Source organism: Streptomyces sp. NBC_00873, from assembly GCF_045207415.1.
Lineage (GTDB): Bacteria > Actinomycetota > Actinomycetes > Streptomycetales > Streptomycetaceae > Streptomyces.
In genome coordinates this window covers 212,870-239,145 of the sequence record NZ_CP108803.1, presented here as the reverse complement: position 1 = coordinate 239,145, position 26,276 = coordinate 212,870, and the positions used below count along the sequence as shown (strand labels likewise).

Here is a 26,276-nt window from a genome sequence, read left to right as displayed (position 1 = left end):
GATGAGAAGGCGTAGAACAGCCTTCGGCGTGATCGCCATAGCCGGCTGTGTGACGCTCGGGGTGCTCACCCCCGGAGCCGGAGCACAGGCCGCGGAAACCACGGGAGCGCGCGCGGCCCCGGCGGGCACCCGCCCCCTGCCGACCGTCTCCCCGACACCGCAGGCCATCTCCCGCTCGGGCAACGATGTGGCCGTCACCGGCCGGGTACTCGTCGTCGCGGACGCGCACACGGACGCCGCCGCCCGCGACCGCCTCGTCCGCGAGCTGAGGGAGCATGGCGCCGCGCGTGTCGACAACGTTTCCCCCGACAGCGTCCCGTCGGCGTCCGACGGACTGCTCACCGTCAGGCTGGGGCCCGCCGACCGCCCGGACATTGCCAAGGCGCTCGGTGACACCGCCGTGCCCGGCCACGCCGAGGGCTACGCCCTACGGGTCACGGGCCGGCAGTCGCATCCCGAGATCGCCCTCGGGGGCACGGACGCCACGGGCCAGTTCTACGTTGTGCAGACGCTGCGCCAGCTCTTCCAGCGCGCGGGCGACGACTGGAAGGTGGCGGGCGCTCAGGTCAGCGACTACCCGTCGATGCCGCTGCGCGGCACCATCGAGGGCTTCTACGGCCCGCCGTGGACCGCACAAGAGCGCCTGGACCACATGGACTTCCTCGGCGAGATGAAGTCCAACACCTACGTCTACGCGCCGAAGGACGACCCCTACCACCGGGACAAGTGGCGCGAGCCCTACCCGCAGGCCAAGCTCGCCGAACTGCGCGAACTGATCGACCGCGCCCTGGCCGACCACGTCCGCTTCACCTTCGCCGTCTCACCCGGCGCCTCCATCTGCTACTCCGACTACGCCGACACCAAGGCGCTGACCGACAAGATGCAGGCGATGTACGACGCAGGCGTACGGTCGTTCTCCATCCCCCTGGACGACATCAGCTACACCCGCTGGAACTGCGACGCGGACGCGCGGAAGTTCGGCCCGCCGGGCCGCGGCGCGGCGGCCCACGCCCAGGTGAGCCTGCTGAACACGGTGCAGCGCGACTTCATCGCCGAGCGGCCCGGGGCCAACCCGCTGCAGATGGTGCCCACGGAGTACGGCGACCTGACCGACACCGCGTACAAGCAGGCGCTCCGTGCCACGCTCGACCCCGAGGTCCAGGTGATGTGGACCGGGACGGACGTGGTGCCGCGGGAGATCACCAACGCCCAGGCGTCCAAGGCCGCCGAACTCTTCGGCCGCAAGGTCTTCGTGTGGGACAACTACCCGGTCAACGACTTCGGCCGGACCGCCGGGCGACTGCTGCTGGCGCCGTACGACAAGCGTGAGCCGGGACTGTCCGACCACCTCAGCGGCATCGTCTCCAACCCGATGAACCAGGAGGCCGCCAGCAAGCTCGCGGTCTTCACGATGTCGGACTTCTCGTGGAACGACCGGGGCTACGACCGCGACCGCTCCGGGCGCCAGGCCGCCCTCCACCTTGCCGCGGGTGACCCGCGTACGGCCGACGCGGTGCAGGTGTTCGTCGACCTCAACCACGCGGCCCCGACCTTCGGCTCCGAACTGTGGCAGCCCCAGGCCCCGGTGTTCAGCGCCGAGCTGGAGCGGTTCTGGAAGGCGTACGCAACCGATGAGCGATCCGCGATCAACGGTTTCCGCCCGTCCGTCCGCGCGGTCACGCGGGCACCGGCCGTCATCCGCGAGGGCGTCCCCGACAAGCTGTTCCTCTCCGACACCTCCCGCTGGCTGGACGCCACGGAACTGTGGGGCCGGGCAATGGAGCACGGCCTGAACGCGCTCGCCGCGATCGACGCCGGCAACACGACCGAGGCGGCCAGGGAACGCAAGGCCATGGACTCCCTCGCCGCCGAGGCGTCGCAGATCATGGTCGACCCGGCCGAGCACCACCAGCACGGCCCGGTGAAGATCGGCGATCCGTTCGTCGAGGATTTCGTCACGCGTGTGGAGAACCTCCACGACGAGTCGATGGGCCTGCCGCCCCTGCGCGAACTCGCCCAGGGCAAGAAGGCGACCCAGATCTCCGACTACGCCTGGGGCGGCACCTTCCCGTTCAGTGCCGACAAGGCCGTCGACGGCGACCGCTTCAACTTCTCCACCACCAGTGGCCGGGAAGTACAGCCATGGTGGCAGGTGGACCTCGGCACCAGCGCCGACCTCGAGAAGATCAAGATTTACAACCGGACGGACTGCTGCGCCGACAGGACGAAGGACTACTACGTCCTGGTCTCCGACCAGCCCTTCTCCGGCACACTCGCGGACCAGCTCGGCAAACCGGACGTCTGGAGCCAGCACGAGACCGCCCAGGCCGGCAGCCCGACCACCATCGACACCAACGCCCGGGGGCGTTATGTGCGGGTGTGGCTCGCCGGCAAGAACCCTGTGGAACTCAACATGGCCGAGGTCGAGGTCCTCGGCCGCGTGAAGCAGGGCTGACCAGGGCTGACACCGCCGGGCCACCCACCGCCCGGCCCGCATGCGGCCGCCCTGACGGGGGCGGCCGCATGCCGGAGCCAGGGCCTGCTTCGTCGTCGGTGCCGGCGCCGGGATGTGACCGGCTTCTTATTCGCTGGAATTGTAGGCGGGTGGTGTTCTCGGCGTCGCGGCATCGGCCGCATGTGTACCCGCCCGGCGGCAGGCACCAGCCGCACGAGAAGAGCAGCGGCGCGTGACAACGAAGTCAGTCGAGCCTGGTCAGAGCAATGACGTCGACTGACTTCATTGTCGAAGGACAAGACACGTCCGGGCGGCCTGGTCTACTTCACCCTCGGCCGGATAGCTGTCTGCAGAAACCACGGCTGGAATCCTGGCACGCCGCGTGAGGGGCCGATAGGAGCCGGCGGTGTTCGACTCGGCGACGCCCAGGGAAGGTGGCGTGTTCATGTCCCGCTCCTAACGTCGGCGGCCCGAGTCACACATTTTGAGGGGAATCTCCCGAGCATGCGACGTAGACCTGTGAAGACGCTGACGGTCCTGGCCCTGACCGGCGTCGTGGCCGCCGGTACGGCGATCACCGCCAACTCCGCTCCCCAGCAAGACGGTCAGGGGAAGGAGATACGCAACGTCATCTACCTGCTCGGTGACGGAATGGGCCGCACTCACGTCACGGCCGGCCGCGACCGCTACTACGGGGCGGCCGGCAAACTCAACATGGAGCGCCTGCCGTACACGGGCGCGGTCGCCACCTACGCCGTCGAGAAGGGCAGCGAGCAGCCCGCATTGGTCACCGACTCGGCCAGCTCGGCCACCGCCTGGTCGTCCGGCATCAAGACGTACAACGCGGCGATCGGCGTCGACACGTACGAGAAGAAGGTGTCGACGCTGATGGAGGAGGCCAAGTCGGCCGGCTTCGCCACGGGAAACGTCTCCACTGCCGAGATCACCGACGCCACTCCGGCGGCCCAGTTCAGCCACGCGCTGCTGCGCGGCTGCCAGGGCCCGGTCTACTCCGACGCCGCCTGCCTGCCGAAGAAGGCCGACGGCACGTATGAGCCGGCGCCCCAGGACAAGACGCTGATTACGCCGATCGCCGAGCAGATCGCCCGCAACGGCACGGCGGACGTGATTCTCGGCGGCGGCCTCGCCCGCTTCGAGCCGGACGACCAGAAGGCGCTGCAGGCGCAGGGCTATCAGGTGCTCGGCAGCTTCGGCGACCCGTCGCTGACCGCGCAGACCGCCGCCAGCCAGAAGGTCGCCACCAAGACCGACCTGGACATGGCCCAGGGCAAGAAGGTCATCGGCCTGTTCAACCGGGGCAACCTGAGCGTCGAGCAGGCGAAGGCCTCCCTGCCCGCGGACGCCCCGCAGAAGCAGGAGCCGACACTGGCGGACATGACCAAGAAGTCCCTTTCGCTGCTGAACGGCCGCTCGAAGAAGGGCTTCCTGCTCCAGGTCGAGGGCGCCCAGATCGACAAGCGCTCGCACGCCAACGACGCCGCCCAGACACTCGCCGAGGTCAAGGCGTTCGACGACGCGGTCAAGGCAGCGTACGACTTCGCGAAGAAGGACGGCCACACCCTGGTCGTCGTCACGGCCGACCACGAGTGCGCCGGCTTCAACATCATCGAGAAGGGCACCTACACCAACGCCGAGGCCGTCGCGCCCCCGGCCAACACCGACGCGGGCAACCCGGCCAACAACAGCACCCCGTCCCGCTCGTCCTCCGGCGCCAAGGATGCGGCCCGCTCCAGCGGCATCGTCAACGGCGCGGGCTCCGGCGACGCGAAGAACTTCGCGCCCGCCACGTTCCGTACGCCCGACGACCCGAAGGGTGTGCAGGACGGCAGCAAAGACGCCAGCCTCTGGCTGACCTACCTGTCCGGCAACCACACCGGCGCCGACGTGCCCATCTACGCCTATGGTCCGAACGGCAGCGCCTTCGCCGCCAGCCAGAACAACACCGAGCTGTACGGAAAGCTGTACCGCTCCCTGTTCGGCACCGCGCCCCATCACGGCTGACCTCTTTGAGGCCGGGGCCGAGAGGGTTTCCCCCTCCCGGTCCCGGCCCGGATGCATCTGGAGTACGACGATGAGACACCTCACCCACTCTCAGGCGTTCGCCACACTGGGCGCCGTCATGCTGGCGGCCCTCACCGGCTGCAGCACCGCCGCGGACGCCGACCGCGCCGATGCGCAGCCATTGCCGACGCTCACTCCGGCCGCCCTGCCCGCCCCGCGTTCCGCCCCTGCCCCGGCTCCCACACTCACCTCACTGCCAAAGCGGGGCGAAGTACGTATCGAGGAGGGACCGTTCACCGACCGGGTACGCGTCACCGGTCTCGCCCTCACGAAGAAGCCGACAGTCACCGGTCATGTGGCCATCACCTCTGATGTCAGTGACGTCCTCGCCCTGGAACTACGTGCCGCTTACTACGACGCCGACGGCCGCCTGCTGGGCACGGGCAGCTTCCAGTACCAGGAAGAAGGAGAGGACGCGCACGGCGACGCCCACCATGACGGCCCGCGCGCGGCCGGGAACGGCATCGACTTCACCGTGCCCGCGAAGAATCTCACCGGCACTCCGGCCACCGCGGTGGTCTCCATCCCCGTACTGGTCAACGAGTAGTCGACCCAAGGCGGTAGCCGGGCCTCGATTCGGGTCTGTCAAACGAGAGGCACGTCGGCCTGGTGGTTCTGGTCAACAAGTACGCTGGGATCGACCTGCCCCGCAAAGCCTGCGAGGTGCTGGTCCTGGACGGACTGCCGCAGGCTTACGGCGGTCTGACTCGCCGCGAGGCGATCGTGCTCGGCGACTCCGACGAGATGGTCAACCGGCAGCTGCAGCGGATCGAGCAGGGCATGGGCCGCGGGGTCCGCTCCGTCAATGACCATTGCGTGGTCCTGCTGATGGGGCCGCACCTGTCGCAGCTGATCGCCTCGCCCAGGTACCGCTTCCGCTTCAGCCCCGCCACCCGCGCCCAGATCGAGTTTCGCTCAACAGCGAGTTCGTGGGCCAGGCGATGACCAAGGCCATGCAGGTACTCATCGTGACCAGCTTCATCGCGGGCATCCTCGCCCTTCCGTGATGAGGACGTCGCACGGCTGTCTCCGCTCAAGCAACGAAACGTGAACGTCCTGGGCCGCTACAGCTTCATCGCCTCCGTCCCGCGCGAGGGCCTGCGTCCGCTGCGCAACCAGGACACCCCCGGCCTCGACGATGACGGCAACGGGGCGGATGAGGGCTGAGCGAAGATCAGGGGCCGGCCAGGGCAGTGATCAGTTTGCGAGCCGATGCCTCGGTCGGCCACTTCAGGGCCGGGCAGCGCCGGCGATACGGGTGGGATCGGGAGGCGGGCCCGGGTCACGCGGTCACCTTGGCGATGAACGCGGCGAGGTTCGCCACGGTCCGCTGGACCTTCTCCTCCAGGGTGAGGGACTCGTGGAGGCGTGCGCCGATGCCCGCGTCCTTCTTCCCGCGTACATAGAGGGAGCAGGCCAGGTCACTGCACATGTAGACGCCGACCGAGTTGCCCTGCTGCCCGGCCTTCCCGGACCTCGGCGCGACCATCAGGGAAACGCCCCCGGTGTGAGTGGTCACACACACCGAGCACATGCTGCGTCGCATCTGCCAGGAGCCGACGCCGGAGGAGCGCAGCTGGATGCCGACCGGGCGGCCGTCCAGCTCGGCCACGAGGTAGGCCCGGTCGGGGGCCTGGGGATCTCGCCAGCCCAGGAAGTCCAGGTCGTCCCAGCACTGCTCGGCCAGGTCGCGAGGGACGCTCAGGCGCTTGGCTTCGCCCTTGGTGCAGTTCACAAACGCGGTACGAATCTCTTGCTCAGTCAGCGGCTTCATAAAAGCCACGCTAATTTGCCTAATGTAATTAGGCAAGTGCATAATCATCGATGTCAGGGATGAGAAGCGATTCGGAGGATGAACATGGCACGGGCTGGACGCGTAGGACTGACCACGGAGCGCCTGGTCCGGGCGGGGGCAGAGCTGGCCGACGAGGTCGGCTTCGAGCAGGCGACCCCCGCGGAACTCGCCCGGCGGTTCGGTGTCAAGACCGCGAGCCTGTACTCGCACGTGAAGAACGCCCACGACCTCAAGACCAAGATCGCCCTGCTCGCCCTGGAGGAACTCGCCGACCAGGTCTCCACCGCCGTGGCCGGACGGGCCGGCAAAGACGCCCTGACCGCTTTCGCGAACGTCTACCGCGACTACGCGCTCCAGCACCCGGGGCGCTTCGCCGCAGCCCAGTTCCGGCTCGACCCGCAGACGGCGGCCGCCAGCGCCGGCGTTCGGCACGCCCAGATGACGCGGGCGATCCTGCGCGGATACAACCTGGCCGAACCGCACCAGACGCACGCGGTGCGGCTGCTGGGCAGCGTCTTCAGCGGCTACGTCGGCCTGGAGACCGCCGGCGGCTTCAGCCACAGCACCCCCGACTCGCAGGAGAGCTGGTCCGAGATCCTCAACGCGCTCGACGCCCTGCTGCGCACCTGGCCCACCACCTCCTGACCAACCCTTCCGGCCGCCTCTGCCAACTGACCCTCCTGATCGAAGAGACCGACGAGATGAACACCGACCACGACTGGACCACCACTCCCATCACCGCCGGCCTCCTGCGCGGCGCCCTCGACCTGGAGCGCACCGAACGCGGTGTACTGCCCCACCGGTTGCCCGCGCGCGCCCGGCAGCAGATCCCCGACGGCCAGCTGGCCATGGCGGAGTCACAGCCCTCCGGGGTGCGGCTGGCCTTCCGCACCCGGGCCACCGCCGTCGAGCTGGACGTCGTGGCCACCAAACGGGTCTACGTCGGAGCGCCGCCACGCCCCGACGGGGTGTACGAGCTCCTCGTCGACGGGCGGCTCGCGGGGCGGGCCAGCGCGACCGAGGGCGACACGCTCACCATCGACATGGCCTCCGGAACCGCACAAACCCGGCTCGGGCCGGTGGAGACCCTGCGCTTCACCGGCCTGCCCGACGACGAGAAGGACGTCGAGATCTGGCTGCCGCACGACGAGACCACCCAGCTGGCCGCCTTGCGCACCAACGCCCCCGTCCACACACCACCGCCCAGCGGCCGCAAGGCCTGGCTGCACCATGGCAGTTCGATCAGCCACGGCTCCAACGCCGCCACCCCAACCGGGATCTGGCCCGCCCTAGCCGCCGCTCTGGGCAAGGTGGAGCTGGTCAGCATGGGATTCGGCGGCAGCGCCCTGCTCGACCCGTTCACCGCCCGCACCATGCGCGACACCCCCGCCGACCTGATCAGCATCAAGATCGGCATCAACATCGTCAACACCGATCTGATGCGGCTGCGCGCGTTCGGCCCGGCCGTTCACGGTTTCCTCGACACCATCCGCGACGGCCACCCCACCACCCCGCTGCTGGTCGTCTCGCCCATCTACTGTGCCATCCACGAGAACACGCCCGGACCCACCGCCCCGGACCTCAGCGCGATGAGCGAGGGGCGGCTGCGGTTCGTGGCCACCGGCGACCCCGCGCAAACAGCTGCCGGGAAACTGACCCTCACCGTGATCCGCGACGAGTTGGCCCGCATCGTCCATCAGCGCGCCACCAGAGACCCGAACCTGCATTACCTCGACGGCCTCGACCTCTACAGCAAGACCGACCACGCCGAACTGCCGCTGCCCGACAATCTGCACCCGAACCCCGCCACTCACCAGCGCATCGGCGAACGCTTCGCCCACCTCGCCTTCGGCGAAGACGGCGCTTTTGCCGCGGAGAACCGCTGACCGCCGACCATCGGGAGGGTTCGTGGCCGTCGCCGTGGCCGCGTTGTCCCTTCACCCCGTCCTTTCTTCACCATCCCTGATCTTCGCAGGGAATCCCGGCCTTCAGGCCGGGCGGGAATGCGATCCTTGGACCGGAGGCGCGGAGCGTTGGAGTGCTCTGCGTTGTCAGTGGCGCCAGCTATGTTGATCGGACTGACCGAAGGGGGGTGGCTGGGTGATTCGTGCGTACAAGTTCCTCATGCGGCCCACCGTCCGGCAGGGCCAGGCGCTCGGTGAGATGCTGCGAGATCACTGCTCGCTCTACAACGGGGCATTGGAGGAACGGCGTGATGCCTACCGTCATGTATCGAAGACGAGCATCAAGTACGGGGTGCAGTCGGCGCAGTTGAAGGATATTCGGGCGTTCGACCCGGAGCGTCAGGGGCGTTGGTCGTTCTCCTCGCAGCAGGCGACCTTGCGCCGGTTGGACAAGGCGTTTGCGGCGTTCTTCCGACGGATCAAGGCTGGGGAGACGCCTGGATACCCGCGTTTTCGTGGGGTGAACTGGTTCGACACGGTGGAGTTCCCGAAGGACGGGGACGGCTGCCGCTGGGATTCCACCCCGCACGACCCTGTCACCCGCGTGCGCTTGCAGGGTGTCGGACATGTCAAGGTCAACCAGCACCGGCCCGTAGTGGGCAAGGTCAAGACGGTCAGCGTCAAGCGCGAGGGCCACAAATGGTTCGTCGTGCTGACCGCTGAGCAGGAGCGGCCCGAGCCACTGCCGGCAACGGGCAGCGTGGCCGGCATCGATCTGGGCATCGCCAACTTCCTCGCCGACTCGGGCGGCGGGTTCGTGGAGAACCCCAGGCACGGACGCCGCGCCGCCGCGAGGCTCGAAGCCGCCCAGCAGGCGCTGTCCCGGTTCCCGCGCCGCAAGGCGAAGGACCGCACCGCCAACCACCGGCGGGCCGTGGAGCAGGTCGCCAAACTGCATGGCAAGGTGCGCCGTCAGCGCCTGGATCACACGCACAAGACCGCCCTCGGCCTGGTCCGCGCGCACGACGTCATCGCGCACGAAGATCTCAAGATCCGCAACATGAGCAGGGCCCCCGCCTCCAAGCCGGACCCCGACCAGCCGGGCACCTTCCTGCCCAACGGTGCCGCCGCGAAGGCCGGGCTGAACCGCTCGATCAACGATGCCGGTTGGGGGGTGTTCCTGACGATCCTGCACGCAAAGGCTGAAAGCGCCGGGCGGGAAGTGGTCGCCGTGGACCCCCGCAACACCTCCCGTACGTGCCCCGAATGCGGGCACACCGCGAAGGAGAACCGGCCCACACAGGAGAAGTTCCACTGCGTCGCATGCGGCCACACCGCGCACGCCGACACAGCCGGGGCTCTCAACGTCCTACGGGCCGGGCTGGCCCGTCGCGAAGCCCAACCGGCATAGCGAGAAGCCCCGCTCTTCAGGGCGGGGAGGAGTCACATAGCGCGCCTGGTCGGCGCACCGCACCTCGGCCCTTCGGAGCACAAGCGCTGGTCCCGGAAACTCAAAGAAGCCTGGGCCAACCTCACCGCCCAGGCCGACCTCCTTGGCGACCCCACCCAGCGCACCGCAGCCCACCTCGCCTCCCGCGCCGTGCGCGCCATCCTCCTGTACGGCATCGGCTCCTTCGCCCAACGCCCACGCACCGTCACCGGAACCACCCCCCGCACCGCAGAGCGCGACGTTCCCGCGGACGCCGAAATCATCGGCTTCGACAACACCACCATCACCTGGCAACGCCCCACCGGATTCACCCGAGACCCCTACGCACACCCGAATGGGCCGCCAGCATCTGGTCAGGCGCCCGCGCCGCACTCCTCTCCATGCGCATGCGCGAAGACAACACATTCGTCGGCGCACTCCACACCCCGCCCGGCACCGTCGTCGCCTTCCGCACCGACGCCGTCTACCTCACCCAGCCCCAGAACTGGCCCTACCATGGCCAGCCCGGCGACTACCTGTACAAAGGCCACCTCACCGGCCCCGTCCCAGCCCCCACCACCGCACTCTCACTGGGCGGCCCCGGTTCCGGCCGGGGCGCCACCGGACCGCGGCCTGGTGGCGGGCTTCTGCGGGTGCTCAGCCGGCCACCGCCTCCTGCTGAGGGTCGGCTGCAGCAGGCTCCGAGACAGCCGCCGTGGTGTAGTAGACGGACGAGCCCTGCTTGGTGCGCTGAGCCTGGCTCTTGGCGACCAGCCCTTCGAGGGTGGTACGCACAACGGTGGTCTTGACGCCGCGGTCAGGGTGGGCGTGCGTGAGCGCGGCGGAGATTTCGGTGGCGGAACGCGGCTCGCTCTGCTGCTCCAGGTGACCGCGGATCAGGTTGACGAGGGTCGGCTTGGTGTCTGTCTTGGGTGCCTTCGCGGACGTGGCCTTCGCGGATGAGGCCTTGGCGGCGCTCTTCTTGGACGCCGTCGCCTTTGCACTCGTGGCGGCCGCCTTCTTCGGCTTGCTCTGCTGGGGTTCGGCGGTGGCCTGGCGCGGCACGGTCGGCGCGGCCGTGGTGTCAGCCTCGCTAGCGGGGCTCGCGCCGCCGAGTGCCTCCTGCATGCTCACCAGCACGGAGTGGTCGTGTTGCAGGGCACCCAACTGCTCCTGCAACGCCTCGATTTCCGCACCGAGGCGTTCCTGCTCCTTGACGTTGCGCTCAAGGTCGCCCGTCACCTGGGCGATGTACTGGGACGCCAGTCCTGTGGTGTGGACCTGAATTTCGGACATGTCATGGGCCTTTCTGCAGCTCGCGGGTACGGCTGTGAAAAGCACGAACCCGGTCCGCGAGCGGGTGGAGGCAGGTGTCCCGTCTGTGCTGACTGGGACACCCGCAGGGCACAACTGCCGCAATGTGCAGCAGTGTCTAGAGATAGTACGCACGAGTAGAGCCCTGATGTGCCAGTCGAGTGATGTCTCACTCTGCCCTTCAAGGTGAGGAACCAGCAGATGCGGGGCATGCAACGACGAGACTGACCGGGGCGGTGTCACTGCTGAACCGCCGTGCGGCCCACTCGGGCCTGCTCGAGAGGCAGGGCCCGGGGAACCGGGACCGAGTGCCTCAAGGGCCTCGCCATGCGCTACGGCGACCCGATCCCGGCCGAGGTTCTGGAGCGGTTCGAGACCGAGATGAAGGTCATCGGCCCGATGAACTTCTCCAGCTACTTCCTCGTCGTCGCGGACATCTGCCAGCACGCCCGCGACCAGAAGATCCCCGTCGGCCCGGGCCGTGGATCGGCGACCGGCTCGATCGTCGCGTACGCCACCCGTATCACCGAGCTGTGCCACCTGGAGCACGGTCGGCGAGGGGTTCACAACTGCTGGGCAGACACATCGTTTTGGCGAACATGGGCACGATTGGGTGAACGGCGCGACGAGCTGCGGGCATGTCCGGCGGGGTGTGCGTAACGTATTCAGTGCGATCTGGGATGCCGGGTGTGGCGTCAGCAGTCGGGGCCCCCGTGTCACCAGCGAGATGGTTCGGGGCCTCCCCGTCGCCTCTGGCCACACCCATATGGCCAGGTCGTAGGAATTCCGCCCGCCCGGGACGGACCGCATACGGGATATGCGTCGCCGACCGGGACGCGAAAGCGGAGGACCAGTGCGCCCAAGACCGTTCGGGGCGTACCGGTGAGCTGGGACTCATTCCTGCTCACTGCCCAGGAACGGTTCCTTGAGCCGTTCGAAGCGGCGATCGCGGATGGCGTCGTCAAGTTCCTGGGCTCAGGACGATTCCCTCTCCATTGCTCCATCCGGCGCCCGGGCTGGGCCGATTAGGGCGTGTTCCAGGTTCGGATCATGTGGGGCGGAGACTCCGGAGCCAGATGATCGATCCGCGTAGGTGGAGTCCGGCGAGGTAGCTGGTAGGAGTCTTGTCGTAGCGGGTGGCCAGCCCTCGCCATTCCTTGATCTTGTTGATGCCGCGCTCGACGGTGTTCCTCTCCTTGTAAAGCTCGGCGTCGTGGGAGGGGGCGGCCGCCCTTCGAGCCTCGCTTCTTGCGGTGGGCGGCCTGGTCCTTCTTCTCCGGGATCACCGCCTGGATCCGGCGTTTACGCAGGTAGGAGCGGTTCGCGCGGGAGGAATACGCCTTATCGGCGGCGACGGCCCGGGGGCGGGTGCGGGGCCGACCGACCGGCCCACGGATCCTGACTCGGTCGAGGACCGCGGCGAAACGCGGACTGTCGGCCGCCTGTCCCGGCGTCACCACGAACGACAGCGGGCGGCACCGCCGGTCGGTGGCCAGGTGCGTCTTGACCGTCAGCCCGCCCCGCGAGCGCCCCAACGCGGCAGCTTTCAGGCGGGCCTTGTGGCGGCGGCGTATCCGTCGTCGTTCGGCACGTAACGCTTCCTCGACCGGGTCGCCTTCGGCCGTCACCTGGGCGGATTGTCCCTTTGCTGGAGCCCCTTTTCCTCCTCGGCGGCTTTCACCAGTTCCTCCAGGAGCCCGGGTTCGACGGCCATGCCGGCCGCGTGGTGATGCGCGCGTGCGACGGTGGAATCGACGCTGACCAGGTCCAGATCGGCCTGTCCTCGCCGGGCCGCCTCGGCGATCATCCGCTCCATCAGCGTCTCGAAGGTGCCCGCAAGGGCCCACTTCTGGAAGCGGCCGTAGACGGTGGACCAGGACCCGTAGCGTTCGGGGATGTCGCGCCACGGGCTCCCGGTCCGGAACCTCCACATCACCGCGTTCAACTGTTTACGCAGGTCAGGGATCGGTCCACTCACGCCGAGCGGCAGGTGCGGCTCGAACAACTCCCACTCTGCATCCGTCAGATCGCCTCGCGTCACCCCGGATGTCTACCGTCCCGAGCCACTCCGGCGGAGCGATTTGACCCAACAGTGATCTGAACCTGGAACACGCCCTAGTTGACTAATCGGCCCAGCCCGGGCCCGGTATCACTATTTATCGGCCACGCAGGGGTCAAGCTCGCCCTCGGGTTTTCACATCATCCCCAAACCCGCTGAACGAGGAGCAATTAGATGAGTCCTGAGCGTAGGACAGGGTCGCATCTCGGCCCGCTGCCCCGGCGAGACAAGTGGATGGTAGGCGGCGCGCTCGCTTCGTTCGCGCTGGTCCTGGTGGCAGGTGTCGCTGGCCCGGCGATGGCTGCGGCAAGTGCCGCCGGTGTCGGAATTGCTAGCCACTCGGGGCATGGCGGCGAGGATTGCGAGCCGCACAAGCCGCACAAGCCGCACAAGCCGCAGTCCAAGCTGGCCGACATGACATCCTTCGAGCACCGGCTGAACTACGGCCGTCAGGGCGGCGACTGTCAGGGCGTCCCAGGTGCCACTGGCCCTGCGGGTCCGGCGGGTCCTATGGGGCCTACGGGGTCGACCGGTGTCACTGGCGCTACCGGGCCGACCGGGACGGGCGCACCGGGCGCCACCGGGCCGACCGGTGCTACGGGAGCGCAAGGCTTGCCGGGCGCCACTGGCGCTACGGGTGCCACCGGGACCACGGTTCATGCTGGCGCGAGTCTTTTCGCCGAAGTCAACCAGGTCATCCCGGACAACACCCTCACCCAGATCAAGTTCAGTGGCGCTGAGTACGACACTGACGCGATGTTTGATTCGTCGTCTTCGACTCTGGTGGTCCACACCGCTGGCCGCTACCTCCTCAAGGGGCAGATTCTCTGGAGCCTTTTGAATCCGGGGACGTCGGCCGATCAGATCCTTTTCATCATGATCAATGGCAATACCGTCGCCCGTGACCGTGAGCTCGCCGAAGGCGGGCAGCAGCAGGTGTCCACGATTCTTCAGCTGAACGCCGGTGACGTGATCTCCCTCCAGGCCCTCCAGGACACTGGAAGTAGCGGCGGCTCGCTGGTCGACACTGCTATTCCACTGAAGTACCTAGGGCGTGTTCCAGGTTCGGATCATGTGGGGCGGAGACTCCGGAGCCAGATGATCGATCCGCGTAGGTGGAGTCCGGCGAGGTAGCTGGTAGGAGTCTTGTCGTAGCGGGTGGCCAGCCCTCGCCATTCCTTGATCTTGTTGATGCCGCGCTCGACGGTGTTCCTCTCCTTGTAAAGCTCGGCGTCGTGGGAGAGGGGGCGGCCGCCCTTCGAGCCTCGCTTCTTGCGGTGGGCGGCCTGGTCCTTCTTCTCCGGGATCACCGCCTGGATCCGGCGTTTACGCAGGTAGGAGCGGTTCGCGCGGGAGGAATACGCCTTATCGGCGGCGACGGCCCGGGGGCGGGTGCGGGGCCGACCGACCGGCCCACGGATCCTGACTCGGTCGAGGACCGCGGCGAAACGCGGACTGTCGGCCGCCTGTCCCGGCGTCACCACGAACGACAGCGGGCGGCACCGCCGGTCGGTGGCCAGGTGCGTCTTGACCGTCAGCCCGCCCCGCGAGCGCCCCAACGCGGCAGCTTTCAGGCGGGCCTTGTGGCGGCGGCGTATCCGTCGTCGTTCGGCACGTAACGCTTCCTCGACCGGGTCGCCTTCGGCCGTCACCTGGGCGGATTGTCCCTTTGCTGGAGCCCCTTTTCCTCCTCGGCGGCTTTCACCAGTTCCTCCAGGAGCCCGGGTTCGACGGCCATGCCGGCCGCGTGGTGATGCGCGCGTGCGACGGTGGAATCGACGCTGACCAGGTCCAGATCGGCCTGTCCTCGCCGGGCCGCCTCGGCGATCATCCGCTCCATCAGCGTCTCGAAGGTGCCCGCAAGGGCCCACTTCTGGAAGCGGCCGTAGACGGTGGACCAGGACCCGTAGCGTTCGGGGATGTCGCGCCACGGGCTCCCGGTCCGGAACCTCCACATCACCGCGTTCAACTGTTTACGCAGGTCAGGGATCGGTCCACTCACGCCGAGCGGCAGGTGCGGCTCGAACAACTCCCACTCTGCATCCGTCAGATCGCCTCGCGTCACCCCGGATGTCTACCGTCCCGAGCCACTCCGGCGGAGCGATTTGACCCAACAGTGATCTGAACCTGGAACACGCCCTAGCTCCGCAGCTCCAGGCGGAGTTGCTCGCGCCGTAGGCTACTGAGTCCTCCGGCCGTTTGATATGCGGTGATCGTGAGTTCGCTTTTGACCGTCTTGCCGACAGCGGGACGCCCGGTGTCGGCGTTCGCGGGAAAGTACCCTGCTGGGTACACGGAAACGTACCCAGCAGGCTGGACGCCGGACCGCTGGGGCTATCCGATAGCCGGGCCCTGGAGACGCGGTGGTCCCAGCGCCACGCCAGCCCAAATCCGTTGTGGAGCGCACAATCAGCGTGGGATCAGTGAGCCCTCTTCCGTGACCGTCAGGCGTGCCTGGTGGCCGCCCGGCGAGCAGTTGCGGCCGTTGGGATAGGTGGGCTGCGGCGTGATACTGATCGGTCGGTCGAGCACGGTGGCGCCCTGCTGGTTCTTGAATATCAGTGTGACGTGTATCGGCTTTCCTGGGAGGTCGCGGACGGCCGCGAAGCCAGGCCAGGTGTAGGGCTCGGGGGGTTTGGGGGGCCTCGTTGCCGGGTTCTCTGTGGCGGTGGGGGATTCCGTGGTCATCACGGGGTTCCCTGGGGTCAGCGGTTCTTCCGAGCGGGTCTCCCGAAGCTGGAGCGTGCTCTGCCGGCATGTGCCGTCCCAGCAGGCCGTAAGAGTCGCGTCGGCCACCCTGTTCGCCAGTTCCGGGTGGACCTTGACCCGGATCCCGGCGGGCGAGTCCATCAGGGTGCAGGTATGGGTGTCTCTCGCGCAACCGCCGCACGCGGTCAGCAGCGCCAGAGCCGCCAGGGGTACCGTCAATCCGACGTTGTGTCTCACGCTGGCTCCTCGGCAACCGTCTGTAGTCTGCGTCTTGATCATGGCGACTCATGCTGGCACGGCAACTGCATCACGCCGCTCGTCCTGGACCGTCGGGTGCCATCCCGTCGCCTGTTGCTGAGTCAGGGACGCGTGAACTGGCCGGTTGCGTGGCCGGAGCCAGATGGAAGCCATAGCCCGCGTGGCCGGGGCATGAGCCCCGGATCGGACGCAGCGCGGCCGTCTTGCCCCTGCAGCAGTGGAGGGAGCGTCAACACGCGGGCGCGCACGTTGCCCGCCGAGGCTGGGTACGTAGCCGTGTACCTGCCTGACCACGTTTGGGTGTACGCCGACACCCGGCGCTTGTTCTTGGAGCCGGGCGACCACCCGGGGCCTGTGCCGGTCGGTTTGGAACACGGGTTGGGCAAGCAAGGTGAGCACGGATGTTCCGGAGCCCCCGACGGACCCGGGCCGGGGGAGCCTGCCGGGGGTGGCGGGCTTCTCCCAGGGAGGGCGGAGGCCCTCGGTAAGGGGGCCTGGCGAGCCGGAGGTGGTGTCAGCGACGATCACGATCCAGGTCGGTCCGCTGCGGAACCCGAGTTCCTTTCCGTAGCCGCAGGGCTCCCGGCCCTCGTAGCGCAATCCGGCATTCAGGACCGTGGTGGCGACCCTGCGCTGGTCGACGGTGAGCCAGGAGAGGATGCGGTGCTTCGCCCGCTTCGACAGGTGGCTCGCGACCTTCGCCGACCCGCTGGACGTCCTGGGCGACCCCGCTGCGGGTGCTCGTCGATGAGCGCGGTCACCTGGGTCGGGTCGGGTCGAGCTGTGCGGCGAAAAAAGCCGAGGCCGTCCGCAGGACCTCGTTCGCCCGGCGTAGTTCCCGCACCTCGCGCCGTAGCTGGGCGAGCTCGGCCTTCTCCTCGGTGCTGAGCAGGCCGTCCCCCCGTCGGCGAGGCTCTTGCTTGCCCGCTGCCCGCCGGCCGACCGTGGCGGGCGCGGTACGCGATGGGGCGAAGCCGTTTCGTGGTGCTGAGGAGGGGCCAGTGCGCGTCGCGGTCGATGCGGCGGCGCCCGCGGTCGACGCTGTCCGCGCCATGGTGAAGTCCAGGACGGCCAGCCCGCGCAACCAGCTAGGCCTTCGGGGGGCGCAGTCGACCGGCTGTGTCCCACACCTCGGCGCAGAGGTCGGCGCCCTTCCTGGTTTCGTTCATTGAAGGTCCGCCATCTTGAAGTGGCTGGTCAGCGGGGTGGCGTGACCTCGTTTCGGGGTGCTCGTGCTGGTCGTGGGCGGCAGTCTGTGTTGTAGATCGTCCGGCGGGGTGGTTTTGCCGATGAATTCACCGTCCTCGAACGGTCTACCCAGCGACACGACCGTTCTCGACAGGAGTGCCATGTCCACCATCCAGCCAGTGATCGTGACTGCCGACCAGGACGTTCTGCTCGGCTTCTATACGAAATTGTTCGGCGCTGAGGAGATCTTCCGGGTACCGGCGGAAGGCCCGGCCTTCTACCTCGGCTTGCGCATCGGCGACACCGACCTCGGGCTGGTGGCCAAGGCGAACCCGGGGACTGGGGCGGCGTCGCGGATCCTGCTCAGCATCGGTGTCGACGACGTCGACGAGACGCTCGGCCGGGTGGAGGCGCTGGGCGGCTCGGTCCGCGGCGGCCCCAACGACATGCCGTGGGGACAGCGGGTCGCCCACATCCAGGACCCCGACGGCAATCCGGTGAACCTCACTCAGCCGATCCCGGCCCGGTGACGCTGTTCCGGGGGCATGTGCTGATCGTGGGCTACCTGCGGTAGAGATCAATTGTCGGTAGTGGCCTCGATGTTCGTCAGGACGAGCAGCGCGCGAAACAGGTGGGTGGCGCGGGCGGGGTCAGTACGGAGCTTGGTGAGGATCCGCCAGTTCTTCAGGTGGGCAAAGCCGCGTTCGACGGGGACGCGTCCGGCGGCCAGGACCCGGTTGGCCTCCTTCTCGGCGGATGAGAGCCTGCGGGCGCGGGTGGCCTTGAAGCCGGTGACGACCACGGGATCGTCCCCGTCGTCGTCCAGGCCGAGGAAGCCCAGGTCGGCCAGGGCGCCGAGGCCGGCAGCACGCAGGTGGGCCAGGATGCGGTCGCGGCGGGCGGCGGTGATGTCGTGGGTGCGGCCGGGCCGGGCGTATCCACACCAGACGGCCCCGCTCGTCGGTCAGCGCGAGGACGTGCAGGCCGTGGCGGCGATGCTTGCCGGAGTAATTCGGGCGGTTCGCCTCTCCGGTACGGCGCTGGGTGGGGATGAGGGTGCCGTCGATCAGGACGACCTCGCCGCCCCGCCGGGCGATCTTCTTCAGGGCGCGGTCCAGGCGAGGGGCCTTCGCGGCCAGCAGGTGGATCAGCTCGTCGCGCCAGCGCCGGATGGTGGTGGCGGAGATGTCGTTGCCGCCGGCCATGTCGGCCAGGCGCTGATCGTGCCGCAGCACAGCCAAGACAATCACCGCGATCCTCCCGGGCGGCAGCGCCCGCCACCTCGACCGTATCGCTTTGAGATGGCGTCGCAGCAGGTCGGTGAGGTAGTGCAGGGTGTGCGTGGACAGCGGCAGGCGGCACTGGTAGACCAGGGACACGGTGTCTCCGGCGTGCTCTTCGGTTTTCGTCACACAATTCCAACAGCCGCCGGGGGTACCTTGGTTACGCCCCGATCGCCGTGCGGACCGGTCACGGGCGGGTGGTGAACTTCCCGTCGGGTCGTTTGTGCAGCCAGCCGCGGTCGGCCAGCTTCGTGAGCTTCCCGCGCAACGGCTCCAGCTTGCCCCGTACCCCAGTGTCCAAGCCCAGCACCTCGCCGATCTGCCGGGTGGCGACCGGGCCGGCGGCCTGCCGCACCGCGGTCAGGATGCGCTGGTACTCCGCTGGCAGTGCGGACTCAGCCACCCCCGGCCCACGGTCCGGGACCAGCCGTACCGCCCGACCTGCCACCTGGACCACCGGCGACCCGGCCTCCGTGCGCTCGTCGGCGAGCTGCTCGCTCATCCGCTGCCACACCCGCTCGGCCACGGCCAGCTCATCGCGCTCAGCTCGTACCTCCGACAGCTGCTTGACCAGCTGCTCTTCGAGTCCGTCCAGCTCCGCACGCCGCGCGGCGATCCGCTCCAACACCTCGGGATCCATCATGGGCCGGAGCGTAGGAGCGGCACCCGCGACGACGGACGGGAATCCACAAACCCACTCCCGCCAGACGATCTACACCCCAGACTGCCGCCCACGACCAGCACGAGCACCCCGAAACGACATCACACCAGCACCCTGACCAGCCACTTCAAGATGGCGCAGCTTCATTTTCGACGCGCTTCCCCGCCCGCCTTGCTGCGTGCCGGGCGCTTCGCTGCGGTCCGGACCGAGCGCTGCGCGCTTCCACGTCCCGGCTTGGCAGCCGGGACGTGGTGGCGCTTCGCTTTCCCTTCCCTCGTTCCGTGCGTCAGGCAGGCGTCTATAGAAGGTGTACGTATATTGAACGCGAAAAGTACGTAGAATGTGCAGTTATTTGTTATACTGAAGGAGAGGAGGGGCCATGTCCGAGTTGTTTGACGCAGTCGACGCCCTGATCGAATCCGCGTCCCCGCTGCCCCCGCCCACGGAACGAGAACGGCTGCGCAAGGCCCACGGGCTGACACAGGAGCAGGTGGCCAACGCACTGAAGGTCCGGCGCGCGACGGTGGTGTCGTGGGAGAACGGGAAGACGGAGCCGCGGCCGCCCCAGCGTGAGGCGTACGCACGCCTGCTGGCCCAGCTGGCCGAGCTCTACCCCGCCAAAACCCCGGAGCCACCACCCACAGCATCGGTGCCGCAGGTGCCCGGCCCGCCCGAGGCCACCTGCGAACCTGCGCCGGCTCCGGCCCTGGCATCGTCCAGCGCCCCGGCGACTTCAGTGCGATCAGCACCCCCGGCCGTACCCCCGGCAGTACGACGTCCCGCCGTGAAGGAGACGGCGCCCCGTTCTTCTGCCGTGGCTGCTGACCCGCAGTTCGCGCACGGGCCGCTCGGTGTCCTGGACGGCGACGGCTTGCTGTACTGCGTCGGCGGCCTGGTCCTGGACTGCCCTGCCAAGTCCCTTCCCGCACTGGTCGAATGGGTCCTTTCCCAGGCGCAGCTCGGCGCCCCGCGCCTGCACTCGTCCGGCAAGGACTTCGACCCCCTGATCGTCCTGACCGCCACCGCCGCCGAACGTCTCGGACTGCCCGAACGGCTCGAAGACCGGCGACGCCTGCGCCTGCCGGACGACCACAAGGTCGTGCAGCAGATCACCAAAGCGAAATGGAAACTCACCCGCCGCGGCTTCGGCCCCTGGGCCCGCGTCTACCGACCCGCACAAGGCGGGCGACGCCAGTGCGTCCAGTTCGCCGTCCTGCCCTGGGGCGCACTCGACTCCCGCTCCTGGGGGACCACCGACCACCTGGACCCGGCCGACATCGCCGACGTACTCGGCACCTACGCAACCCGGGTCATCACCCCCCGCGGCTCCACCGCCGTCTCCGGCCTGGAAACGATGACCGCGCTGCGCCCACCGACCCGGGCCGTGAAAGACGAGAACGGCACCTGGGTCTCCGGACCCATGCCCGGCTCCCTCACCGAGCCCGTCGACCCGGCGCCGGTCGAGGCCCCGGACGAACACCCGGTCGTCGCCGCCCTCTTTCCGCGCACCCACCAGCGCACCCCGGCCGAAGTCCTGGACGAAGAAGCCTACGAGTGGACCCGTGACCCGCAACTGCTCACCGATGCCGAGTGCACCAGGGCGTTCGCGGTCGGCATCGACGTGAACACCGCGTTCCTCGCTGCCGCGAACCGCCTGATCGTGGGCCTGGGCGCACCCGTCCATGTCAAGGCCCCGGCCTTCGACAAGAAGACACCCGGCAGCTGGCTGGTCGACCTGTCCGGCATCGAGGTGGACCCGAGGATGCCGAACCCGTTCACGCCCCACGGCGTGCAGCCCGACGGCCCGGCCTGGTACGCGACACCGACCGTGGCCTACGCCCAGGAACTCATCGACACCTACCACCTGCCGCTCACCCTGCGCCCGGTTGAGGCATGGATCCGTACCGAGTCCGGCCCGTACCTGGACCCCTGGTACAAGCACCTCAGCGAGGCGTACAAGCAGACGATGGCCGACCTCGGCGTCACCCCAAATCTGTCCGAGGCCCAGTTTCTGACCGCGATGGAACACCACAAGCACTCCGACCCCGGCATGGCGGCCGTGCTCTCGGCCATCAAGTCGACGGTCAAGGGCGGCATCGGCAAGCTCCGCGAGCGCCCCCAGGGCACCGGCTACAAGTTCGGCGAACGCTGGCCCGCACTGGAACGCCCCACCTGGCGCCCCGACATCCGCGCCGCCGTCATCTCCACCGCCCGCGTCAACATGCACCGCAAGATCCTCAAAACAGCCGCAGTCACCCAGACCGCCCCGCCCCCGGCCAGGAACCTGACCTTCGGCGAGGACGCACTGATCCCGATCGCGCTGCTCTCCGACTGCGCCGTCTACCTGTCCGACGGGCCGAGCCCGTTGGACGTACTGCCGCGCACCGCGGACGGGAAGCCGGCCCCGGGCACGTTCCGGCTCGGTGTCTCGCCAGGGATGGTCAAGCACGAGGGCACCCAGGACCTGCTCTGGGCCGTACAGATGCTCGACGAAGGACACAACCCGGCCCGGCACATCAAGGGCGACACCGAAGACAGCGGGGAGTAGGACCACCTGATGGGCATCCTCGGAGACAGTCTCGACAGGGCCGCAGCGAGCACAGCCACCCGCCCCATCCCGAAATCGGCCGGTGCGCAGATGCGGTTCCTGGTCAAGCAGTTCAAAGGCACCAGAGCCGTTGCCGACCTCCTGGGCATCACACAGCGCACGGTCGAACGGTACGTCAAGGACCAGATCAAAAAACCGCGCCCGGACCTCGCGGCCCGGCTCACCGGTGAGGTCCGCTACCGCTGGCAGCCGAGGGTGAAGGAGAAAGCGAAGAAGAACGCCGCCACCTCCACCGGCATCGTCGTCGAAACCAGGGCGCGGTTCGGATTCACCGCCGCACCGGGCACCACGGACGACGGACGCATCCGGCTGATCACCCAGCACCTCCCGCCCCAGTACGCGGCCCGCCTCTTCGACGCACAGACCGCCGGAGCCTCCGAACAACAACTCCGGGCCGTGATCGCCGAAGGACTTCAGGAGCAGTACTTCAAAGACCGCGGCCGCCGCGCCGACGGACTCCTGGTGGAGTTCACCGACATCGACTATGTCGAACTCGAATTCTGACCAGCCAGGCATCGCCGCCTCCGCCGACCGCGGCCGTGAGCCGAAGCACGATAGTTGTCACAAAGGCAGCGCTGCTGTCACCCCGGCCCTCAGCCCCGCGACAAGCGAAGGGCGTGCGAGAGTGGGGCGATGAAGACCATCGGGTTGATTGGCGGCATGAGCTGGGAGTCGACGGCCGAGTACTACCGGCTCCTCAACGAGCGGGTTCGGGAGCGGTTGGGCGGTCTCCACTCGGCCAAGTGCGTGCTGTACTCGGTCGACTTCGCCGAGATCGAGCGGCTGCAGGTGGCCGGGCACTGGGATGAGGCTGGCGAAGTACTCGCTGACGCCGCCCGATCCCTGCAGGCCGCTGGTGCGGACCTGCTGCTGATTTGCACCAACACCATGCACAAGGTCGCCGACCATGTGGTGGCGGCAGTCAACATTCCGCTGCTGCATCTGGCCGACGCGACGGCGGCTGCGGTGCGGACTGTGGGTCTGCGCCGAGTGGGGCTATTGGGCACCGCGTTCACCATGGAGCAGGACTTCTACCGCGACCGCGTGGCCGGGCATGGCCTGGAGGTCCTGGTTCCCGACGCGGACGACCGGGCTGTCGTCCATCGGGTGATCTACGAAGAGCTATGCCTCGGCATCATCCGGGAGGAGTCCCGAGCGGCCTACGGTGAGGTGATCAGCAGGCTCGTGGCTTCCGGCGCGCAAGGCATCATCCTCGGCTGCACCGAGATTGAGCTCCTCATCGGCCCGGAGCACAGCCCTGTTCCTGTCTTCGCCACCACCCGGCTGCACGCCGAGGCCGCTGTTACCACGGCACTCGCGCCCGGACGGTAACCCAGGCCGCATGGTGGCTACGCCTGGTCGGGCCGGTCTGTTCGAAAACTCGCCCTCTCGGCCTCGTCCACACTCTCCAGAGGACGCTGAACGGTGACAACAAACCCGCAAACTCAACACTGGTGACAAGTAGTCTGCCTCACTGGTGACAACTGGGCCGCTTCGCGGGACGGGAAGCCCCAGGTCGGATAGTGGTAGTGGTGACAACCAACGTGCTTCGGCACAATATTGAGCCGAAGCACGATAGTTGCCACATAGGCAGGCTTGTTGTCACTGTGACTGAGTCAGCGAGCGTTTCACTCGGCCAGCTGAGCGCTGACGCCGGTTGAGGCGGCCAGGGACTGTCGGTGGCTGGTGGCAGGATCGCCGGCATGGTCTTCGTACGTACTACTCCGCCGCGGCCTGTCGACGTTACTGCGGTCTTTCCTGAGCTGGCTCCGTTGGCGCGTGCTGCAATTCGGCTGCACCCTCGTGCCGGGTCGCCTTCGGTGTGGGAGAGCTCGGTCGGGGGGCCGTTGCTGTGGCCGGCTGAGGAGCCATGGCCGGACTGCGAAAGTTCGCACCCGGGCAGTGGGGTGTGCCAGTCACCGGCAGAAGTGCGGCTCAAGAGGCACGTGCGAGCTCGGCTGCACCGTGATCCCCATCCCTGATCTTCGCAGGGAATCCCGGCCTTCAGGCCGGGCGGGAATGCGATCCTTGGACCGGAGGCGCGGAGCGCCGGAGTGCTCTGCGTTGTCAGTGGCGCCAGCTATGTTGATCGGACTGACCGAAGGGGGGTGGCTGCGTGATTCGTGCGTACAAGTTCCTCATGCGGCCCACCGTCCGGCAGGGCCAGGCGCTCGGTGAGATGCTGCGAGATCACTGCTCGCTCTACAACGGCGCACTGCAGGAACGGCGTGATGCCTACCGTCATGTATCGAAGACGAGCATCAAGTACGGGATGCAGTCGGCGCAGTTGAAGGATATTCGGGCGTTCGACCCGGAGCGTCAGGGGCGTTGGTCGTTCTCCTCGCAGCAGGCGACCTTGCGCCGGTTGGACAAGGCGTTTGCGGCGTTCTTCCGGCGGATCAAGGCTGGGGAGACGCCTGGATACCCGCGTTTTCGTGGGGTGAACTGGTTCGACACGGTGGAGTTCCCGAAGGACGGGGACGGCTGCCGCTGGGATTCCACCCCGCACGACCCTGTCACCCGCGTGCGCTTGCAGGGTGTCGGACATGTCAAGGTCAACCAGCACCGGCCCGTAGTGGGCAAGGTCAAGACGGTCAGCGTCAAGCGCGAGGGCCACAAATGGTTCGTCGTACTGACCGCTGAGCAGGAGCGGCCCGAGCCACTGCCGCCGACGGGCAGCGTGGCCGGCATCGACCTGGGCATCGCCAACTTCCTCGCCGACTCGGGCGGCGGGTTCGTGGAGAACCCCAGGCACGGACGCCGCGCCGCCGCGAGGCTCGAAGCCGCCCAGCAGGCGCTGTCCCGGTTCCCGCGCCGCAAGGCGAAGGACCGCACCGCCAACCACCGGCGGGCCGTGGAGCAGGTCGCCAAACTGCATGGCAAGGTGCGCCGTCAGCGCTTGGACCACGCGCACAAGACCGCCCTCGGCCTGGTCCGCGCGCACGACGTCATCGCGCACGAAGATCTCAAGATCCGCAACATGAGCAGGACCCCCGCCTCCAAGCCGGACCCCGACCAGCCGGGCACCTTCCTGCCCAACGGTGCCGCCGCGAAGGCCGGGCTGAACCGCTCGATCAACGATGCCGGTTGGGGGGTGTTCCTGACGATCCTGCACGCAAAGGCTGAAAGCGCCGGGCGGGAAGTGGTCGCCGTGGACCCCCGCAACACCTCCCGTACGTGCCCCGAATGCGGGCACACCGCGAAGGAAAACCGGCCCACACAGGAGAAGTTCCACTGCGTCGCATGCGGCCACAGCGCACACGCCGACACAGCCGGGGCTCTCAACGTCCTACGGGCCGGGCTGGCCCGTCGCGAAGCCCAACCGGCATAGCGAGAAGCCCCGCTCTTCAGGGCGGGGAGGAGTCACGGTCCTGGGTACACGCCTGAGGAGGCGGCGATCAAGGAGCGCAGCGACGCGATGTTCATGGAGCGACTTGAGGCCGGCCCTCCGTGGCCCGCGGAGTGCCCGGTCCCTATGTTGCCTGTGGCCCAGCTGTATGTGCGCGACGTGCCCTTGTTGCGGCCGCCCGGACAGGCGGACTTGCTCCAGGTGCTGTGGTGCCCTTACGACCACGAGCCGCATGCCAAGCCTTCGACCGCACTGTTCTGGCGGTCTGCCGCGGGGGTCGGCGATGTCCTCGCCGTGCCGCCGGAACCGTATGAGGCGGACTGGGAAGGCTATGTGCCGGAGCCGTGTCTGCTGGCACCGGAACAGATCACCGAGTACCCCAACAGCCTCGATTTGAGCGCGGAGGTGCGGCAGCTGCTGGGGGACTGGAGCAGATGGCAGGCAGCTGACGTCGGCGTGGACAGCTCGTACGCGGACTATCCGGCGGAGTTCTATGACTGTGAGCTGGCTGACGCTCCCGGCTGGAAGGTCGGCGGCTGGCCCCCGTGGGGCCGCACCGACCCGTATCCCCGATTCTGCGCTGTCTGCGACGCTCAGATGGTCCCGCTGCTGACCATCGCCTCCTTCGAATGGGACGGCGGTACGCGCGGCTGGGCGCCGTACGAGGATCAAGCCGCCGCGTTTTCCGCCGGTCATGTCGCCGGCCAGGACCCCGCGCAGCCGACCGCGGTCGAAGTCGGCAGCACTGACAATCTGCAGCTCTATGTCTGCCCGGCGTCTCCGGAGCATCCGCACACCGACCTGATCCAGTGAGCTGTCGCTGAGTCCTCTTTCGCGAGGCCGCACACACCGCAACAGTTCTGGGCGGGGCCCGGGTTCGGCCGGCCGCGCGGCGGTTGGGGATTCAAACACTCCCCGTTCGTTTGACAGACCCGTTACTGGTGACAGAAGGGCTGCCGAATGAGCATTTGTGACAAGCCGCGTGCCTCACTGGTGCCAACCAGGCTGCTTCGACCGGTCCCATTCGCCACGTCATCCGGCTTTGCCAGTGACAAGTACCGAGCCTCGGCACAGGCCGGTTGAGCCGACGCACGATAGTGGTCACACAGGCAGCCTTGTTGTCACCAAGCGGCGGTGGTGCCTTTGCCAGCGGCTCTACTCGGGTGGCGAGAGGCTGAAGCG

At 68.1% G+C, this 26,276-nt stretch carries 20 protein-coding genes and 6 pseudogenes; 17 read left to right on the top strand and 9 right to left on the bottom strand.

The features are described 5' to 3' along the window. The first annotated feature begins 1 nt into the window (after window position 1). The 4 genes from OH809_RS01110 to OH809_RS01095 all read left to right on the top strand — a co-directional run bounded on the left by OH809_RS01110 (window position 2) and on the right by OH809_RS01095 (window position 5,482). Window positions 2–2,455: a beta-N-acetylglucosaminidase domain-containing protein gene (locus OH809_RS01110; RefSeq protein ID WP_406415477.1), complete on the top strand. Its 2,454-nt coding sequence runs from the start codon at window positions 2–4 to the stop codon at window positions 2,453–2,455. 504 nt (window positions 2,456–2,959) lie between these two features. Beyond that, the gene (locus OH809_RS01105; RefSeq protein ID WP_406415475.1) at window positions 2,960–4,477 is read left to right on the top strand and encodes an alkaline phosphatase; all 1,518 of its coding nucleotides are present in this window, start codon (window positions 2,960–2,962) and stop codon (window positions 4,475–4,477) included. 70 nt (window positions 4,478–4,547) lie between these two features. Next, window positions 4,548–5,084 (top strand): hypothetical protein, encoded by a 537-nt coding sequence (locus OH809_RS01100; RefSeq protein ID WP_406415473.1) that lies wholly within the window; start codon window positions 4,548–4,550, stop codon window positions 5,082–5,084. 62 nt (window positions 5,085–5,146) lie between these two features. Further along, window positions 5,147–5,482, top strand: a complete 336-nt coding sequence (locus OH809_RS01095; protein ID WP_406415471.1) for a hypothetical protein — start codon at window positions 5,147–5,149, stop codon at window positions 5,480–5,482. 337 nt (window positions 5,483–5,819) lie between these two features. Here the strand turns inward: OH809_RS01095 and OH809_RS01090 are convergent, their stop codons facing one another. Next, window positions 5,820–6,311 (bottom strand): FBP domain-containing protein, encoded by a 492-nt coding sequence (locus tag OH809_RS01090; protein WP_406415469.1) that lies wholly within the window; start codon window positions 6,309–6,311, stop codon window positions 5,820–5,822. Window positions 6,312–6,395: 84 nt separating this feature from the next. On the opposite strand from OH809_RS01090, the gene OH809_RS01085 reads away from it, so the two are divergent. From OH809_RS01085 to OH809_RS01075, 3 genes are all read left to right on the top strand, one after another. Next, window positions 6,396–6,977: a TetR/AcrR family transcriptional regulator gene (locus OH809_RS01085; RefSeq protein WP_406415467.1), complete on the top strand. Its 582-nt coding sequence runs from the start codon at window positions 6,396–6,398 to the stop codon at window positions 6,975–6,977. A 56-nt stretch (window positions 6,978–7,033) separates the two neighbouring features. Further along, window positions 7,034–8,218 (top strand): GDSL-type esterase/lipase family protein, encoded by a 1,185-nt coding sequence (locus OH809_RS01080; protein WP_406415465.1) that lies wholly within the window; start codon window positions 7,034–7,036, stop codon window positions 8,216–8,218. 214 nt (window positions 8,219–8,432) lie between these two features. Further along, window positions 8,433–9,647 carry an RNA-guided endonuclease InsQ/TnpB family protein gene (locus OH809_RS01075; protein WP_406514811.1) on the top strand — a complete coding sequence of 405 codons (1,215 nt, stop codon included), beginning with the start codon at window positions 8,433–8,435 and terminating at the stop codon, window positions 9,645–9,647. Window positions 9,648–10,322: 675 nt separating this feature from the next. Here the strand turns inward: OH809_RS01075 and OH809_RS01070 are convergent. Next, the gene (locus OH809_RS01070; protein ID WP_406415461.1) at window positions 10,323–10,961 is read right to left on the bottom strand and encodes a hypothetical protein; all 639 of its coding nucleotides are present in this window, start codon (window positions 10,959–10,961) and stop codon (window positions 10,323–10,325) included. Window positions 10,962–11,285: 324 nt separating this feature from the next. Between OH809_RS01070 and OH809_RS01065 the strand changes: the two are divergent. Then, window positions 11,286–11,531 (top strand): annotated as a pseudogene (locus OH809_RS01065) (hypothetical protein); the annotation flags it as partial. A 496-nt stretch (window positions 11,532–12,027) separates the two neighbouring features. On the opposite strand, the pseudogene OH809_RS01060 reads toward OH809_RS01065, so the two are convergent. After that, window positions 12,028–13,020, bottom strand: a pseudogene (locus tag OH809_RS01060) (IS5 family transposase). 192 nt (window positions 13,021–13,212) lie between these two features. Between OH809_RS01060 and OH809_RS01055 the strand changes: the two are divergent. After that, a complete protein-coding gene (locus tag OH809_RS01055) occupies window positions 13,213–14,172 on the top strand; it encodes a hypothetical protein (protein WP_406514810.1) in 960 nt (319 codons plus the stop codon). Here OH809_RS01055 and OH809_RS01050 read toward each other — a convergent pair. Beyond that, window positions 14,109–15,103 (bottom strand): annotated as a pseudogene (locus OH809_RS01050) (IS5 family transposase). The gene OH809_RS01055 and the pseudogene OH809_RS01050 sit on opposite strands and share 64 nt — an antisense overlap. A gap of 344 nt (window positions 15,104–15,447) precedes the next feature. Beyond that, a complete protein-coding gene (locus OH809_RS01045; RefSeq protein ID WP_406424611.1) occupies window positions 15,448–16,026 on the bottom strand; it encodes a hypothetical protein in 579 nt (192 codons plus the stop codon). Window positions 16,027–16,624: 598 nt separating this feature from the next. Here OH809_RS01045 and OH809_RS01040 point away from each other — a divergent pair. After that, entirely contained in the window at window positions 16,625–16,756 is a 132-nt protein-coding gene (locus OH809_RS01040; protein WP_406415458.1) for a hypothetical protein, read from the top strand. Window positions 16,757–16,795: 39 nt separating this feature from the next. Here OH809_RS01040 and OH809_RS01035 read toward each other — a convergent pair. Continuing rightward, window positions 16,796–16,873, bottom strand: a pseudogene (locus tag OH809_RS01035) (XRE family transcriptional regulator); the annotation flags it as partial. Between the two features lie 481 nt (window positions 16,874–17,354). Here OH809_RS01035 and OH809_RS01030 point away from each other — a divergent pair. Next, complete coding sequence (locus OH809_RS01030) at window positions 17,355–17,723, top strand: VOC family protein (RefSeq protein WP_405482418.1); 369 nt, start codon at window positions 17,355–17,357, stop codon at window positions 17,721–17,723. 47 nt (window positions 17,724–17,770) lie between these two features. Here OH809_RS01030 and OH809_RS01025 read toward each other — a convergent pair whose 3' ends face one another. From OH809_RS01025 to OH809_RS01015, 3 genes and pseudogenes are all read right to left on the bottom strand, one after another. After that, window positions 17,771–18,103 (bottom strand): transposase family protein, encoded by a 333-nt coding sequence (locus OH809_RS01025; protein WP_406424650.1) that lies wholly within the window; start codon window positions 18,101–18,103, stop codon window positions 17,771–17,773. Between the two features lie 88 nt (window positions 18,104–18,191). Next, window positions 18,192–18,398: pseudogene (locus OH809_RS01020) on the bottom strand (IS5/IS1182 family transposase); the annotation flags it as partial. A gap of 265 nt (window positions 18,399–18,663) precedes the next feature. Continuing rightward, complete coding sequence (locus OH809_RS01015; protein WP_406415456.1) at window positions 18,664–19,119, bottom strand: hypothetical protein; 456 nt, start codon at window positions 19,117–19,119, stop codon at window positions 18,664–18,666. Window positions 19,120–19,516: 397 nt separating this feature from the next. Here OH809_RS01015 and tap point away from each other — a divergent pair, with 397 nt between their 5' ends. The 6 genes and pseudogenes from tap to OH809_RS00985 all read left to right on the top strand — a co-directional run bounded on the left by tap (window position 19,517) and on the right by OH809_RS00985 (window position 25,907). Next, window positions 19,517–21,685: a telomere-associated protein Tap gene (gene tap, locus OH809_RS01010; protein WP_406415454.1), complete on the top strand. Its 2,169-nt coding sequence runs from the start codon at window positions 19,517–19,519 to the stop codon at window positions 21,683–21,685. A gap of 9 nt (window positions 21,686–21,694) precedes the next feature. Then, a complete protein-coding gene (tpg, locus tag OH809_RS01005; protein WP_406415452.1) occupies window positions 21,695–22,249 on the top strand; it encodes a telomere-protecting terminal protein Tpg in 555 nt (184 codons plus the stop codon). A gap of 129 nt (window positions 22,250–22,378) precedes the next feature. Then, window positions 22,379–23,077 carry an aspartate/glutamate racemase family protein gene (locus OH809_RS01000; protein ID WP_406415450.1) on the top strand — a complete coding sequence of 233 codons (699 nt, stop codon included), beginning with the start codon at window positions 22,379–22,381 and terminating at the stop codon, window positions 23,075–23,077. 371 nt (window positions 23,078–23,448) lie between these two features. Then, window positions 23,449–23,718 (top strand): annotated as a pseudogene (locus tag OH809_RS00995) (hypothetical protein); the annotation flags it as partial. 143 nt (window positions 23,719–23,861) lie between these two features. Then, window positions 23,862–25,076, top strand: a complete 1,215-nt coding sequence (locus tag OH809_RS00990; RefSeq protein ID WP_406415448.1) for an RNA-guided endonuclease InsQ/TnpB family protein — start codon at window positions 23,862–23,864, stop codon at window positions 25,074–25,076. Between the two features lie 153 nt (window positions 25,077–25,229). Then, window positions 25,230–25,907, top strand: coding sequence for a hypothetical protein (locus OH809_RS00985; RefSeq protein ID WP_406415446.1), 678 nt, complete (start codon window positions 25,230–25,232; stop codon window positions 25,905–25,907). Window positions 25,908–26,276: the final 369 nt, after the last annotated feature.